The 13,169-nt window shown below is 62.3% G+C and carries 13 protein-coding genes; 5 read left to right on the forward strand and 8 right to left on the reverse strand.

The features are described 5' to 3' along the window. Positions 1-5: 5 nt before the first annotated feature. The 4 genes from AO064_RS15380 to AO064_RS15395 all read left to right on the forward strand — a co-directional run bounded on the left by AO064_RS15380 (position 6) and on the right by AO064_RS15395 (position 5,849). Positions 6-779 carry a 3-hydroxybutyrate dehydrogenase gene (locus tag AO064_RS15380; RefSeq protein WP_064053873.1) on the forward strand — a complete coding sequence of 258 codons (774 nt, stop codon included), beginning with the start codon at positions 6-8 and terminating at the stop codon, positions 777-779. Positions 780-940: 161 nt separating this feature from the next. Next, complete coding sequence (locus tag AO064_RS15385) at positions 941-2,899, forward strand: acetoacetate--CoA ligase (protein WP_064053874.1); 1,959 nt, start codon at positions 941-943, stop codon at positions 2,897-2,899. Between the two features lie 135 nt (positions 2,900-3,034). Beyond that, on the forward strand, positions 3,035-5,530 hold the full coding sequence (locus AO064_RS15390) for a hybrid sensor histidine kinase/response regulator (RefSeq protein WP_064053875.1): 2,496 nt from the start codon (positions 3,035-3,037) through the stop codon (positions 5,528-5,530). 43 nt (positions 5,531-5,573) lie between these two features. Beyond that, positions 5,574-5,849 (forward strand): peptidylprolyl isomerase, encoded by a 276-nt coding sequence (locus AO064_RS15395; RefSeq protein ID WP_003174397.1) that lies wholly within the window; start codon positions 5,574-5,576, stop codon positions 5,847-5,849. A 120-nt stretch (positions 5,850-5,969) separates the two neighbouring features. Here the strand turns inward: AO064_RS15395 and AO064_RS15400 are convergent, their stop codons facing one another. From AO064_RS15400 to AO064_RS15435, 8 genes are all read right to left on the reverse strand, one after another. Continuing rightward, complete coding sequence (locus AO064_RS15400) at positions 5,970-6,878, reverse strand: sugar kinase (protein ID WP_064053876.1); 909 nt, start codon at positions 6,876-6,878, stop codon at positions 5,970-5,972. 117 nt (positions 6,879-6,995) lie between these two features. Next, complete coding sequence (locus AO064_RS15405) at positions 6,996-8,204, reverse strand: amino acid deaminase (protein WP_064053877.1); 1,209 nt, start codon at positions 8,202-8,204, stop codon at positions 6,996-6,998. 8 nt (positions 8,205-8,212) lie between these two features. Continuing rightward, entirely contained in the window at positions 8,213-8,977 is a 765-nt protein-coding gene (locus AO064_RS15410; RefSeq protein ID WP_012723822.1) for an IclR family transcriptional regulator, read from the reverse strand. 169 nt (positions 8,978-9,146) lie between these two features. Beyond that, positions 9,147-9,536, reverse strand: a complete 390-nt coding sequence (locus tag AO064_RS15415) for a RidA family protein (RefSeq protein WP_012723821.1) — start codon at positions 9,534-9,536, stop codon at positions 9,147-9,149. A 16-nt stretch (positions 9,537-9,552) separates the two neighbouring features. Beyond that, entirely contained in the window at positions 9,553-10,335 is a 783-nt protein-coding gene (locus AO064_RS15420) for an amino acid ABC transporter ATP-binding protein (protein ID WP_012723820.1), read from the reverse strand. Continuing rightward, positions 10,332-10,994, reverse strand: a complete 663-nt coding sequence (locus AO064_RS15425; protein WP_012723819.1) for an amino acid ABC transporter permease — start codon at positions 10,992-10,994, stop codon at positions 10,332-10,334. The genes AO064_RS15420 and AO064_RS15425 overlap by 4 nt, the downstream gene beginning before the upstream one ends. 11 nt (positions 10,995-11,005) lie before the next feature. Next, positions 11,006-11,668, reverse strand: coding sequence for an amino acid ABC transporter permease (locus AO064_RS15430; RefSeq protein ID WP_012723818.1), 663 nt, complete (start codon positions 11,666-11,668; stop codon positions 11,006-11,008). A gap of 51 nt (positions 11,669-11,719) precedes the next feature. Continuing rightward, positions 11,720-12,568 carry a transporter substrate-binding domain-containing protein gene (locus AO064_RS15435; RefSeq protein WP_012723817.1) on the reverse strand — a complete coding sequence of 283 codons (849 nt, stop codon included), beginning with the start codon at positions 12,566-12,568 and terminating at the stop codon, positions 11,720-11,722. 333 nt (positions 12,569-12,901) lie between these two features. Here AO064_RS15435 and AO064_RS15440 point away from each other — a divergent pair, with 333 nt between their 5' ends. After that, entirely contained in the window at positions 12,902-13,147 is a 246-nt protein-coding gene (locus AO064_RS15440; RefSeq protein WP_064053878.1) for a hypothetical protein, read from the forward strand. Positions 13,148-13,169 lie beyond the last annotated feature (22 nt).

Consider the following 13,169-nt stretch of genomic DNA (forward strand, 5'->3'; position numbering starts at 1 on the left):
TTTTCATGACGACATTGAACGGCAAGACCGCCCTGGTCACCGGTTCCACCAGCGGCATCGGCCTGGGCATCGCCCTGAGCCTGGCCAAGGCCGGCGCCAACCTGATCCTCAACGGCTTCGGCGACGCCCGTGCGGTCGTCGCCCAGGTGCAGGCCTTCGGCGGCAAGGTCGGCCACCACCCGGCCGACGTCAGCGACCCGGCGCAGATCGCCGACATGATCGCTTACGCCGAGCGTGAATTCGGCGGCGTGGACATCCTCGTCAACAACGCCGGCATCCAGCACGTGGCGGCGGTCGAAGACTTCCCCGCCGAGCGCTGGGACTCGATCATCGCGATCAACCTGTCGTCGGTATTCCACAGCACGCGTTTGAGCCTGCCGGCGATGAAAGCCAAGGGCTGGGGGCGTATCGTCAACATCGCCTCGGTGCATGGCCAGGTCGGTTCGGTGGGCAAGGCAGCGTACGTGGCGGCCAAGCATGGCGTGATTGGCTTGACCAAGGTGGTCGGGCTGGAAACGGCCACCAGCAACGTCACCTGCAACGCGATTTGCCCTGGCTGGGTGCTGACGCCGCTGGTGCAGAAGCAGATCGATGATCGCGCCGCCAACGGCGTAGACCCGCAGCAGGCCCAGCATGATTTGCTCGCGGAAAAGCAGCCGTCGCTGGAGTTTGTGACGCCGCCGCAGTTGGGTGAACTGGTGCTCTTCTTGTGCAGCGAAGCCGGCAGCCAAGTGCGCGGCGCCGCGTGGAATATCGACGGCGGCTGGCTGGCCCAGTAACAGCGGACAATGGCATTCAAAATGTGGGAGGGGGCTTGCCCCCGATGAGGCAGTGCCAGTTGATACATCGGGTGGTTGACACACCGCAATCGGGGGCAAGCCCCCTCCCACATTGGCCCGGTGTTGTCTGGATGAATTAATACATAAAAAGAGACCTGCCTATGTCCGAGATCCTCTGGCAACCCTCCCCGGAGCGCATCGCCAACACGCGGATGGACCAGTTCCGGCGCTTTATCAATGACCGCTACAGCGTGCAGCTCAGCGACTACCCGGCCCTGCACCAGTGGAGCATCGACCAGCGCCCGGACTTCTGGCGGGCGATCGTGGCGTTCTTCGACGTGCAGTTTCGCAGCCCGCCCAGCGCAGTGCTGATCGAAGACGCCGAGATGCCCAGCGCCCAGTGGTTTCCCGGTGCGACCCTGAACTTTGCCGAGCACCTGTTGCGCCGCCGCGATGATCACCCGGCCGTGGTGGCCATCAGCGAAGACGGCCAACGCGAACAGTTGACCTACGCCGAACTCGCCGCCCATGTCGCCGGCCTGCAAAAAAGCTTGCGGGCTGCCGGTGTCACTCAAGGCGACCGCGTCGCCGCGTGCATGCCCAATACCTGGCAAACCCTGGTGGGGATGCTTGCTAGCACCAGCCTCGGGGCGATCTGGTCGTGTTCATCGCCGGACTTCGGCACCCAGGGTGTGATCGACCGATTCGGCCAGATCGAGCCCAAGGTGCTGATCACCTGCGCGGGCTACCGCTATGCCGGTAAAGACATCGACCAGACCGCCAAGCTCAATGAAATCCTCGCGCGCCTGCCGTCCCTGGAGCAGTTGATCATTGTGCCGTACGCACGGCCCCAGGCACGGGTCGAGAACTATCAGACCCATGCCCGCGTCACGCGGTGGTCGGACTTCTACCGGCCTGGCGGCGAACCTGAATTCGTCGCGGTGCCGTTCGATCATCCGCTTTATATTCTCTATTCCAGCGGCACCACCGGCGTGCCCAAGTGCATCATCCACGGCACCGGCGGCGTGCTGCTCACGCACCTCAAGGAACACGGCCTGCATGCGGACCTATCCCGCGATGACTGCCTGTTCTACTACACCACCTGCGGCTGGATGATGTGGAACTGGCTGGTGTCGGTACTGGCCATCGGCGCCACGGCGGTGCTGTATGACGGCTCGCCGTTTCATCCGGGACCGGAGCGCCTGATTGACCTGATCGACGCGGAAAAGATCAGCGTGTTCGGCACCAGCCCCAAGTTTCTCGCCACGCTGGAAAAGGCCGGGTTGCAACCGCGCCTGAGCCATGACCTGGGCAGCCTCAAAGGGCTGATTTCGACCGGCTCGCCGCTGTCGCCGCAGAGCTACGACTACGTGTACCGCGAGATCAAGGGCGAGCTGTGCCTGTCATCCATGTCCGGTGGCACCGATATCGTCTCCTGCTTTGTGATCGGCAACCCGGTGTTGCCGGTGCGGCGCGGCGAAATGCAGTGCAAGAGCCTGGCAATGGCGATTGAAGTGTGGGACGACCAGGGCCAGCCGCTGGTTGGCGAAAAAGGCGAACTGGTGTGCACCCGGCACTTTCCGGCCATGCCCATCGGCTTGTGGAACGACCCGGATCGCCAGAAGCTGCGCACCTCGTATTTCAGCCAGTTCGCCGGTGTCTGGGCCCAGGGCGACTATGCCGAGCAACGCCCCAACGGCAGCCTGTTGATTCACGGGCGTTCCGACGCAGTGCTCAACCCCGGTGGCGTGCGTATCGGCACGGCAGAGATTTATCGCCAGGTGGAAAAAGTCCCGCAGGTGCTGGAGAGCCTGGCCATTGGCCAACGCTGGCAGGATGACGTACGGGTGGTGCTGTTCGTGCGCCTCAATGACGGTGTCGAGCTGGATGAAGCCCTTGAGCAGCAGATCCGCCAAGTGATCCGCGCCAACACCACACCCCGCCACGTACCGGCGAAGATCCTCGCTGTCACCGATATCCCCCGCACCATCAGCGGCAAGATCGTTGAACTGGCGGTGCGCAATGTGGTGCACGGCGAACCGGTGAAGAACACCGACGCCCTGGCCAACCCGCAAGCCCTGGAACAGTTTCGCGACCGGCGCGAACTGACTGAAAGATGAAAGGTTTCAGCGCTGACGCACTCATTTGAAGACAATCCCCGAATGCATGCTATTTTTCGGGGGTAGTCACCCATTCCCGACTCACGGGATAATGGGTGTTGTCATCTTTCAAAGCGTTACGCTCAGGGTTTTTACATGAAGGCAACCTCCACCGGCAGCGAAGCCGCCGCAATGATTGCGCGGCTGGACTGGGCGCAAAGCCCCCTCGGTGAGGCCAATGAGTGGCCGCAAAGCTTGCGCACGGCCGTGGATATCGTCGTCCACTCGCCGATGCCGATGCTCCTGCTGTGGGGCAACCAACTGACGCAACTCTACAACGACGCCTTCGCCCAGTTGGCCGGCAACAAGCACCCCGACGCCATGGGCCAACCGGCGCACCAGACCTGGCCGGAGCTGGAAAGCTTTACCGCGCCGATCTACGACGCCGTGCTCAGTGGCCAGGTGCGTACCTTCAGCGAGCAGCGCTTCGTACTGCAACGCCATAATCGCGACACTGAGATCTGGCTGGACCTGACTTACAGCCCGATCCGCGACGAAAGCGGGTGTGTCGCCGGCATCCTGGTCACCGCCATCGAAACCAACGAACGCCGCAAGGCCCAGCACAACACCGAACAACGCTTGCAGCTTGCACTGGCGGCGACCGACGCGGTGGGCACCTGGGACTGGGATATCGGCGAAGACCACTTTATCGCCGACGCCCACTTCGCCTACCTGCACGGCGTCGACCCCAGCGAGGCTGGCAGGCTGCCGATCAGCGACTACCTGCAAGGCGTGCATCCCGAAGACCGGGGCATGGTGGCGCGCAGCATCAAGCATTGCATCACCTTCGGCACCGAGTACGCCGAGGAGTACCGCCTGTTGCAAGCCGACGGCCAGGTGCGCTGGGTGTTCGCCCGCGGACGTTGCTACAAGGATCACCAAGGCCGCCCGGCGCGCTTCCTCGGCGCCGCGCTGGACCTGACCGAGCGCAAACACACCGAGCAGGCGCTGCGCCAAAGCCAGACCGAGCTGCAACTGATCATCAACGCCATGCCGGTGCTGATCGGCTATGTCGACCATGAACAGCGTTTTCGCCTGAACAACAGTGCGTACCTGGAGTGGTACGGCATGACGCCCCAGGAGCTGTACGGCAAGACCATCCGCGAAGTGCTCGGTGACGAGGTGTATGCCGGGCGCGCGGACAAGATCGCCGCCGCGCTGAAGGGCAAGCCCTGCAGCTTCATGACCATCACACCGCACTGCGACGGGCGGCCACGCCATGCCTTGATGAAGTACCTGCCGCGCTTCAGCACTGACGGCTCGGTGAATGGTTTCTACATCTTTGTGATCGATGAGACCGAACGCAAACTCACCGAAGAAGCCCTGCGCCACCTTAACGAAAACCTTGAGGAACGGGTCGCCCAGCGCACCCAGGCACTGGCCGAGGCCAACCAACGCCTGCAAAACGAAATGTTCGAGCGCGAACGCGCCGAAGATGCCCTGCGCCATGCGCAGAAGATGGAAGCGGTGGGCCAGCTCACCGGCGGTATCGCCCACGACTTCAACAACATGCTCACCGGCATCATCGGCAGCCTGGACCTGATGCAGCGCTATATCGCCGCCGGGCGCAGCGATGACATCGGGCGCTTTACCGATGCCGCCGTGTCCTCGGCCCATCGTGCCGCCGCCCTGACCCACCGGTTACTGGCGTTCTCGCGGCGCCAGTCGTTGGACCTTCAACCGCTGGACCCGAACCAGTTGGTGGCCTCCCTGGAAGATTTATTCCGGCGGACCAAAGGTGCGCACATCACACTCAACGTGCAATTGGGCCACGACATCTGGCCGGTGAACACCGACGCCAGCCAACTGGAAAACGCCCTGCTCAACCTGGTGATCAATGCCCGTGACGCCATGCCCGATTGCGGCGAGATACTCATCGAAACCGCCAACAGCTACCTGGACGGCACCGACATCACCACCCTGGAGCCGGTCAAGGCCGGCGACTACGTGATGCTCGGTGTGTGTGACAACGGTACCGGCATGGCGCCGAAAATCCTCGCCAAGGCGTTCGACCCCTTCTTCACCACCAAACCCATCGGCCAGGGCACCGGGCTGGGGCTGTCGATGATTTACGGGTTTACCCAGCAGTCCGGTGGCCACGTGACGATTCAGAGTGAACCGGGCCAGGGCACCTGCGTGCGCCTGTACCTGCCGCGCCTGCACGGTACGTCGCTGGAAAGCAGCCTGCCGCCCCACTCGGGCGAGGCGCCAGTGGCGCTGGCGGGTGAGGCGGTCGTGGTGGTCGAGGACGACCCGGCGGTGCGCATGCTGGTGGTCAATGTACTCGATGAGCTGGGCTACACCGCACACCAGGCCGCCGATGCGCGTACCGCATTGCCGCTGTTGGAATCGGACTTGCGCGTGGACTTGCTGGTCACCGACGTCGGCCTGCCCGGCATGAACGGCCGACAACTGGCCGAGATCGCCCGCCAGCACCGGCCGGGCCTGCGCGTGCTGTTCATGACCGGTTACGCCGAGAAAGCCGCCGAGCGCCAGGGGTTTCTCGAGGACGGCATGGACATGGTTGCCAAGCCGTTTTCCATCGACCTGCTGGCGACCAAAATCCGCAGCATGATCAGCGTCGACCCATGAGTTCAGGCATAATCGCGCGCCGTCGCACACCTGGTAGAGATCAATGAAAGCCCAAGCCCGTCATATCCTGGTGAAAACCAGCGAAGAAGCCGAACAACTCAAGCAGCGTATCGCCAAGGGCGAGGCGTTTGATGTGCTGGCCAAGAAGTACTCCACCTGCCCGTCCGGCAAACGCGGCGGTGATTTGGGCGAAGTGCGGCCAGGGCAGATGGTGGGGGCGATTGATGCGGTGATCTTCAAGAAGCCGGTGAAGGTGGTTCACGGGCCGATCAAGAGCAAGTTTGGGTATCACTTGGTGCAGGTGTTTTACCGGGATTGAGGGGTTGGCTGCGGACCGCTATCGGGGGCAAGCCCCCTCCCACAAGTGACTGCATTCCTCCAGATGAAATGCGGTCAACTGTGGGAGGGGGCTTGCCCCCGATCCGCCGCAGGCGGCCATTCACCCCCTGGGAATCAACGCCCCCGGCACCTGGATAACCCGGCTGGCCAACCGATGCCCGGCCAAAGCCGCCGCCTCCGGAGTGCCACCCTTAAACCGACTGGCCAGGTACGCTGCACTGAACGAATCCCCCGCCGCCGTCGTATCCACCACCTGTTCGACCTTGATCGCCGGCACCGCAAACCGCTCACCCTTGCACCGGATCAGGCACGCATCCGCGCCACGTTTGAGCACCACTTCTTCAATCGCCGGGTACGCCGCGAACACTTGCTCACTGTCGGCGTAGCCAAACAACGACCGCTCGTCATCCTCGGTCAGCAAGGCGATATCCACTTCTGCCAACACCGTACGATACGCCGCGCGCGCCGCCTCGACACCGGCCCACAAACGCGGCCGGTAGTTGTTGTCGAACACCACCTTGCCGCCGCGCCGACGGGTTTCTATAAGGGTCTGCAGTAAACGCCCACGGCCAATTTCCCCCAGCACTGCCAGGGTGATGCCGCTGAAATACACCACGGCATAGTCCGGCAAGGCGGCCAGGATCGGTTCGGCGGCGGGCGTGGTGAAGCAGTCGCGTACGGCGGCTTCGTTGCGCCAGTAGAGGAATTTGCGCTCGCCGTTGGCGTCGGTCTGGATGCAGTACAAGCCTGGCAAACGTCCGGTCAGGCGCTGGACCATGCCCAGGCCGAGGCCTTCCTCCGTCCATTGCCGGCACATGGCATCGCTGAAACTGTCGTCGCCCAGGGCGGTGACGTAGTCGACGCTGCCGGTGTCGCCCAGTTCGCGACGCAGGTACACCGCGGTGTTCAGGGTGTCGCCGCCGAAGCTCTGGTGCAAGCTGCCGTCGGCGCGGTGTTGCAGTTCGATCATGCATTCGCCGATCAGGGCGATTCGGAGTTGGGTGTTCATAATGATTGTCTCGGGCGTGGCTGATGGCCTCATCGGGGGCAAGCCCCCTCCCACCGTTTGATGTGTGAACCTATTCAATGGTGGGAGGGGGCATACCCGCGATAGGAACGGCGCGGTCTAGAAGCAGGTATGCAGAGACTCGATGACCTGCAACTGCTCATCCACCAGGCAGCCGACCTGCCACTTGTCAAAGGTCAGGCACGGGTGCGAAGTGCCGAACGAAATGATGTCACCAATACGCAGTTCAACCCCTGACGCTACGGTCATGAACGCGTGCTGGTCCATCACCGCCGTGACCTTGCACGCCCCCACGTCATCGCCTTGCGCCGGGAGAATCCCGGCCTTGTAGCGCTTGAGCGGCACCGGCAGGCCGGCGTCGTAGGCGACGTCGCGCTTGCCCAGGGCGATCACCGCAAATCCCGGCTCGGGCATCGATTGCACGTGGGCCCACACTTCCAGGGCCGGGCGCAGGCCTTCGCTGAGGTCGCTGCGGCGGTCGAGCACGCAGCATTGCGCGTCTTTGTAGATGCCGTGGTCATGGGCGACGTAGCTGCCGGGACGCAGCACGCTGAGGAAGCGACCCGCGGCGTTTTGCTCTTCGAACGACTCGGCGATCAGGTCATACCAGGCCGAACCCGAGGCCGTGATGATCGGTTTGGGCAAGTCGAAAGCGCCATTGTTCTGCAGGTCCACCGCCAGGCGCACCAGGCTGGCGGCGAAGTCGCGGATGCCGCTGATGGCGTGCTCGCCGTGGATCACACCTTCATAGCCTTCGATACCGGTGAGGGCCAGGGACGGCTGCGCCTTGATCGCCTTGGCCAAGTCGCGCACCTCCTGCTCGCTGCGGCACCCGCAACGGCCACCAACCACGCCGTATTCGATCATCACGTTCAGGCGCAAGCCACGGGCGGCGAAGAACAGGCCCAGGTCGGCAACGTTATCGGGGTGATCGACCATGCAGTGGAAGTCGAAATCCGGGTCGGCCAGCAGGTCGGCGATCAGCGCCATGTTCGGCGCGCCCACCAGTTGGTTAGCCATCAGCACCCGGCGTACACCGCCGGCATAGGCGGCGCGGGTCTGCACCGCGTTGGCCAGGGTGATGCCCCAGGCGCCTTGGGCGAGCTGGCGCTGGAACAGCGCCGGCATCATGCTGGTCTTGCCGTGGGGCGCCAGTTCCGCGCCGCTCTTGCTGACAAAGTCCTGCATCCAGCGGATGTTGTGTTCCAGGGCGTCGCGGTGCAGCACCAGGGCCGGCAGGCTGACATCGCGGACCAGGTGGGCACCGACGGCGGCGGCGCCTTTTTCAACAGCGTTGAGGGCAGACATGGAAACTCCTATTCGTTGATGCGCCGGGCCAGGTTGTTGGCGCTTTCGATCAACACCCGGCGATAGTCGTTGTAGTTTTTGCTGGCATCGGCGCGTGGGGCGACGATGCACAGGGTCGCAATGCTGATGCCTTGCGCGTCCCGCACCGGGGCGGCAAAGCAGTGGGTAAAGGTGTCGGCCACGCTGTCGAAGGAAAAGAACCCATCGAGGGTGGCCTGGCGGATTTGTGCCAGGAACGTCTCCAGCGGCAGGCGCTGGCCGTCCGGCAGGATAAAGTCATCATGGTCGATCAGGTCGACGATCTGCTGGTCACTCAAGTGCCCCAGCAACAGGCGCCCGGACGCCGTCCACGGGATCGGTGCATTTTCACCGATGTCCGAGGAAATGCGAAAATGCCGCTCGCCCTCGCGCATCAGCGCCACTGTGTATTTGCGCCCGTTGAGCAGGCACATCTGCGCGGTTTCGTGGGTCTGGCTGACGATCTCCTGCAAGGCATGGTCGGCCTCGCGGGTCAGGTCGAAATGACGCAAGTGCGCCTGGCCGAGAAAGTACAACTGGCGGCCGAGGTAGACGTGGCCGTCCTTGCCCACCGTTTCCAGGATGCGTCGCTCCAGGAGCGACGCGACCAATTCGTAGACGGTGGACTTGGGGCTGCCGATGCCGCTGGCAATATCATTCGGGCGCAGGGGCTGGCCGATTTCCTTGAGAAAATCGAGGATATCGAATGCACGGTCCAGGCCTTTGGCGCGGCGTTTGATGGTGTCTTCGGTCATGGCAATTTCGGTCCGGTCGAAGTTGTTGGGTACGACACAATTCTACTGTGGGAGGGGGGCTTGCCCCCGATGAGGGAGTGTCAGCACATGCATGTGTGACTGACTCACCGCCATCGGGGGCAAGCCCCCTCCCACATTGGATTTGCGGTGGGCTTGAGAGTGGGGGCATTTAGCCTTTTTTCTTGTAGGCCACGCAATCGATCTCCACCTTGCAATCAACCATCATGTTGGCCTGCACACAGGCGCGCGCCGGGGCGTGTTCCGGGGTGAAGTATTCGCCGAACACCTTGTTGAAACTCCAGAAGTCCCGTGGGTCTTCCAGCCACACACCAACGCGCACCACGTCTTTGAGCTCGTAGCCGGCTTCTTCAAGGATCGCCACCACGTTACGCAGGGTCTGGCGGGTTTGCTCGATGATCCCGCCGGTGATGATTTCGCCGTCCACCGCAGGCACTTGGCCCGAGACGTACAACCAACCGTCCGCTTCCACGGCGCGGGCGAAGGGACGGGGCTGGCCGCCGCCGGCAGTACTGCCGGCACCGTAACGAGTGATGCTCATAAAACTATGCTCCTGATTAAAAACGAATGTTCTTGAGAAATTCCGCCAGGCGCGGCGATTGCGGGCGTTCGAAAATATCCTTCGAGGTGCCCTGCTCTTCAATGCGGCCCTGGTTCATGAAAACGATCTTGTCCGAGACTTCATAGGCAAAGCGCATCTCGTGAGTGACCAGCAACATGGTCATGCCCTCCTCCGCCAGGCCCTTGATCACGCTGAGCACTTCGCCCACCAATTCCGGGTCGAGGGCCGAGGTGACTTCGTCAAACAGCATCAGGCTGGGGTTCATGGCAATCGCGCGGGCAATCGCCACACGCTGTTGCTGGCCGCCGGACAGCTGGCCGGGAAAGTGGTTGCGGCGCTCCAAAAGTCCTACGCGGTCCAGCCATTTTTCTGCCAATACCACTGCCTCGTCCTTCGGCATTTTCTTAACTTTCAATAAGCCCAAGGTGACGTTCTGTAACGCGGTCAAGTGCGGGAACAGGTTGAACTGCTGGAACGCCATGCCGGTCATCGCCCGGTGCTGGGCAATCACGCGCTCGGGGTGACGCACGCGCTTGCCGGCGATTTCGCTGTAGCCGATGGACTCCCCATCCAGGGTGATCTGCCCGCCCTGGAATTCTTCCAGCAGGTTGACGCAGCGCAACAGCGTGGTCTTGCCCGAGCCGCTGGACCCGATCAAGGTCACCACATTGCCGCGCTGCATGGACAGGTCGACGCCCTTGAGCACTTCGACCTCACCGTATTGTTTACGCAGGCCGCGGATGTTCAGCAGCGGTGGGTTGGTGTGAGGTTGGTTCATGGCAAGGCCACCCGCTTTTCAATGTAGCGCCCGAATAACTCGATGGCGTAGTTGATGACAAAGAACAGAAACCCGGCGAACAGGTAGAACTCCAGGGTCATGAAAGTGCGCGCAATCACTTGCTGGGTGCTCAGCAGCAACTCGGCCACGCCGATCACCGAGAGCAAGGTCGAGGCCTTGACGATTTCCGTGGAGGAATTGACCCAGGTCGGCAGGATCTGGCGCAGCGCCTGGGGCAACAGCACGTAACCCAGGGACTGGTAGAACGTCAGGCCGATCGCCTTGCCCGCTTCCAGTTGCCCACGGGGAATGGCTTGCAGCGCACCGCGCACGATTTCCGACACGTGGGAGCCGCAGAACAGCGTCAGCCCGACCGCACCGGCCTGGAACGCGCTGATCTGCCAACCGAGCGCCGGCAGCATGTAGAAACACGCCAATACCAGCACAAACACCGGCGTGCCACGGATCAGGTCGACGTACAGGCGGAACGGCGCACGCATCCAGAACTTGCCGTAGGTGAGGACCAACCCGGCGACGATGCCGATCAGGGTGCCAAAGATAATCGCCAGCGCTGACACATAAACGCTGGCCTGGAAGCCCGCCCAGAGTGTATCCCGGGCGATCCACAACTCATGCAGCCAGCTGGGGGATTCGTACATGGAAACCTCGCTTAACGACGGATCGCCAGGCGCTGTTCCAGGTAACGGAGCAGCATGGCGATGAGGTAACAGGCAGCCACGTAGAGCGCGGTCGTGACCAGCCAGGTTTCAATCACCCGGTAGCTTTCGACGTTGATCTTGCGGGCGTAATAGGTCAGCTCGGGCACCGCGATGGCGGCGGCGAGCGAGGTGTCCTTGAACAGCGAAATGAAGTTGTTCGACAGCGCGGGCAGCACGTTGCGCAACATCACCGGCACGGTGATATACGCGCGGATACGCCACTCACCCAAACCGATGGCCAACCCGGCTTCACGCAAGCCCTTGGGAATGTTCAATAGTCCGGCGCGGAATACTTCGGTCAGGTAGGCACCGGCGTACAGCGACAAGGTGATGATGAACGACGGGATCTTGTCCAGGCGGATGCCCAGGCTGGGCAAGGCGAAGTAGATCAACAGGATCAGCACGAGGATCGGCGTATTGCGGATCACCGTGACGTACACCGAGGCGAGCACGCGCAGCGCCTTGTGCCTGGACAGCATGGCAAACGCCATCATCAAACCGATCACGCAGCCAATCGCAATCGACAGCAGCGCCAGCTCAAGACCCAGGCCGAGCCCCGCCAGCAAGCTGGGGAAGTCGCGCCACACGGCGGCAAAGTTCAACTGATAGTTCATGGTCGGCAGTACCTGATTGGGGCGCCTTCAGCGACGCCCCAGGTTTTCGATTTACTTGAACTCAACCGGGAAACCGATCGCCGGCTCCGGCAGGTCCACACCGAACCATTGCTTGAACGAGGCCTTGTAGGTCGGGAACTCCACGCCGGTCATGGCTTCATGCAGCGCGGTGTTGACGAAGTTCAGCCAGTCCTGGTCGCCACGCTTGACGGCGCACGCGTAGGTCTGTGGGCTCCAGGCGTAAGCCGGGCTGCGGTAGCGGCCTGGGTTCTGCACCATCAGGTACTTGACCGAGGACTGGTCGGTGGCGGCGGCATCGGCGCGACCGGAGTTCACGGCCTGGTACATCAGGTCGACGCTGTCGTACTGGTCGACCTTGGCCTTGGGCAGCGCCTGGTGCACCAGCTCTTCGGCGTAGACGTTTTGCAGCACGGCCACGGTGACGCCGTCGCCGGCGGCCTGCAGGTCTTCGATCTCTTTGTACTTGCTGTTGTTCGGCAGCAGCAGGCCCACGCCTTCGCGGTAGTACGGCAGGGTGAAGGCCACCTGCTGCGCACGGCTGGCGGTGACGGTGATGAACTGGCAACTCATGTCGACCTTGTCGGTCAGCAGGTTGGGAATCCGTGCATCGGAGGACTGCACCACGAACTCGACCTTGCTCGGGTCGTTGAACAAGCCTTTGGCCACAATGCGGCCGATGTCGATATCAAACCCCTGCAACTTGCCATCCGCTCCCTGGAAGTGCCACGGCGCATTGGTACTGCCTGTACCCACGATCAGGTGCCCACGCTTGAGCACATCATCGAGCTTGCTGTCCGCCGCCTGCACTACGCTGGCGAGGGAAGCCGATGCGGCGAAGAGAAAAACACACGCTTTAAACACGGAAGGTCGGTGATGCATGACAAGCACTCCAGGAGTTGTGTATTCCGCTATACCGGAACTTAGTATGTAACAACGGAATAGACAGCAGAAAGTGTGCCACACGCGGTAACAGAAAAATATGACGTATATAAATTCGTTATATATCAGTCAGATGACTATTCACGGGCGGCAAGGCGTTACGCCAGCATCTGGAATCACATTGCTACCCAACGCCCCACATGCCGGTGACAGGCCTCACTCGAGTGCGCCACAACGACCTTGGCGCGCACCGTTGCAGTGCGCAGGCAGCCTGGAAAAATCCCCACGCTGGACTAGCCTTGGCACATCTCTGCCGACAAGGACCCCGCCCTGATGAAGCTCCGTCTCACCCTGGTTTTGCTCGCTTTCCTGACGGCCGGCAGCGCCTCGGCCAGCAACGACCGTCGCGAATGCAAAGAAGAACTGCGCAAGCTCAATGACGCCTTGAGCACCAACTACACCAGTCAGAACCACCATGGCTACCGCCAGGCGAAGGCCTCACGGGACAATCTGGAATACAAGAAATGCGCGAGCCAGGCACGCAAGGCGCGCGAACGCGTAGAGCGTGACGACCTGTGAAGGTTGACAGTAGACGGGGGTG

This window comes from Pseudomonas marginalis (assembly GCF_001645105.1).
In the GTDB taxonomy this organism is placed as follows: Bacteria; Pseudomonadota; Gammaproteobacteria; order Pseudomonadales; family Pseudomonadaceae; genus Aquipseudomonas; species Aquipseudomonas petroselini.

Excerpts from the sequence above, each read along its gene's own strand:
- AO064_RS15415 (WP_012723821.1), bottom strand. The coding sequence starts at position 9,536 with ATGAGCATCACTCGTTACGGTGCCGGCAGTACTGCCGGCGGCGGCCAG.
- AO064_RS15380 (WP_064053873.1), top strand. The coding sequence starts at position 6 with ATGACGACATTGAACGGCAAGACCGCCCTGGTCACCGGTTCCACCAGC.
- AO064_RS15435 (WP_012723817.1), bottom strand. The coding sequence starts at position 12,568 with ATGCATCACCGACCTTCCGTGTTTAAAGCGTGTGTTTTTCTCTTCGCC.
- AO064_RS15385 (WP_064053874.1), top strand. The coding sequence starts at position 941 with ATGTCCGAGATCCTCTGGCAACCCTCCCCGGAGCGCATCGCCAACACG.
- AO064_RS15400 (WP_064053876.1), bottom strand. The coding sequence starts at position 6,878 with ATGAACACCCAACTCCGAATCGCCCTGATCGGCGAATGCATGATCGAA.
- AO064_RS15420 (WP_012723820.1), bottom strand. The coding sequence starts at position 10,335 with ATGAACCAACCTCACACCAACCCACCGCTGCTGAACATCCGCGGCCTG.
- AO064_RS15390 (WP_064053875.1), top strand. The coding sequence starts at position 3,035 with ATGAAGGCAACCTCCACCGGCAGCGAAGCCGCCGCAATGATTGCGCGG.
- AO064_RS15430 (WP_012723818.1), bottom strand. The coding sequence starts at position 11,668 with ATGAACTATCAGTTGAACTTTGCCGCCGTGTGGCGCGACTTCCCCAGC.
- AO064_RS15425 (WP_012723819.1), bottom strand. The coding sequence starts at position 10,994 with ATGTACGAATCCCCCAGCTGGCTGCATGAGTTGTGGATCGCCCGGGAT.
- AO064_RS15405 (WP_064053877.1), bottom strand. The coding sequence starts at position 8,204 with ATGTCTGCCCTCAACGCTGTTGAAAAAGGCGCCGCCGCCGTCGGTGCC.
- AO064_RS15440 (WP_064053878.1), top strand. The coding sequence starts at position 12,902 with ATGAAGCTCCGTCTCACCCTGGTTTTGCTCGCTTTCCTGACGGCCGGC.
- AO064_RS15395 (WP_003174397.1), top strand. The coding sequence starts at position 5,574 with ATGAAAGCCCAAGCCCGTCATATCCTGGTGAAAACCAGCGAAGAAGCC.
- AO064_RS15410 (WP_012723822.1), bottom strand. The coding sequence starts at position 8,977 with ATGACCGAAGACACCATCAAACGCCGCGCCAAAGGCCTGGACCGTGCA.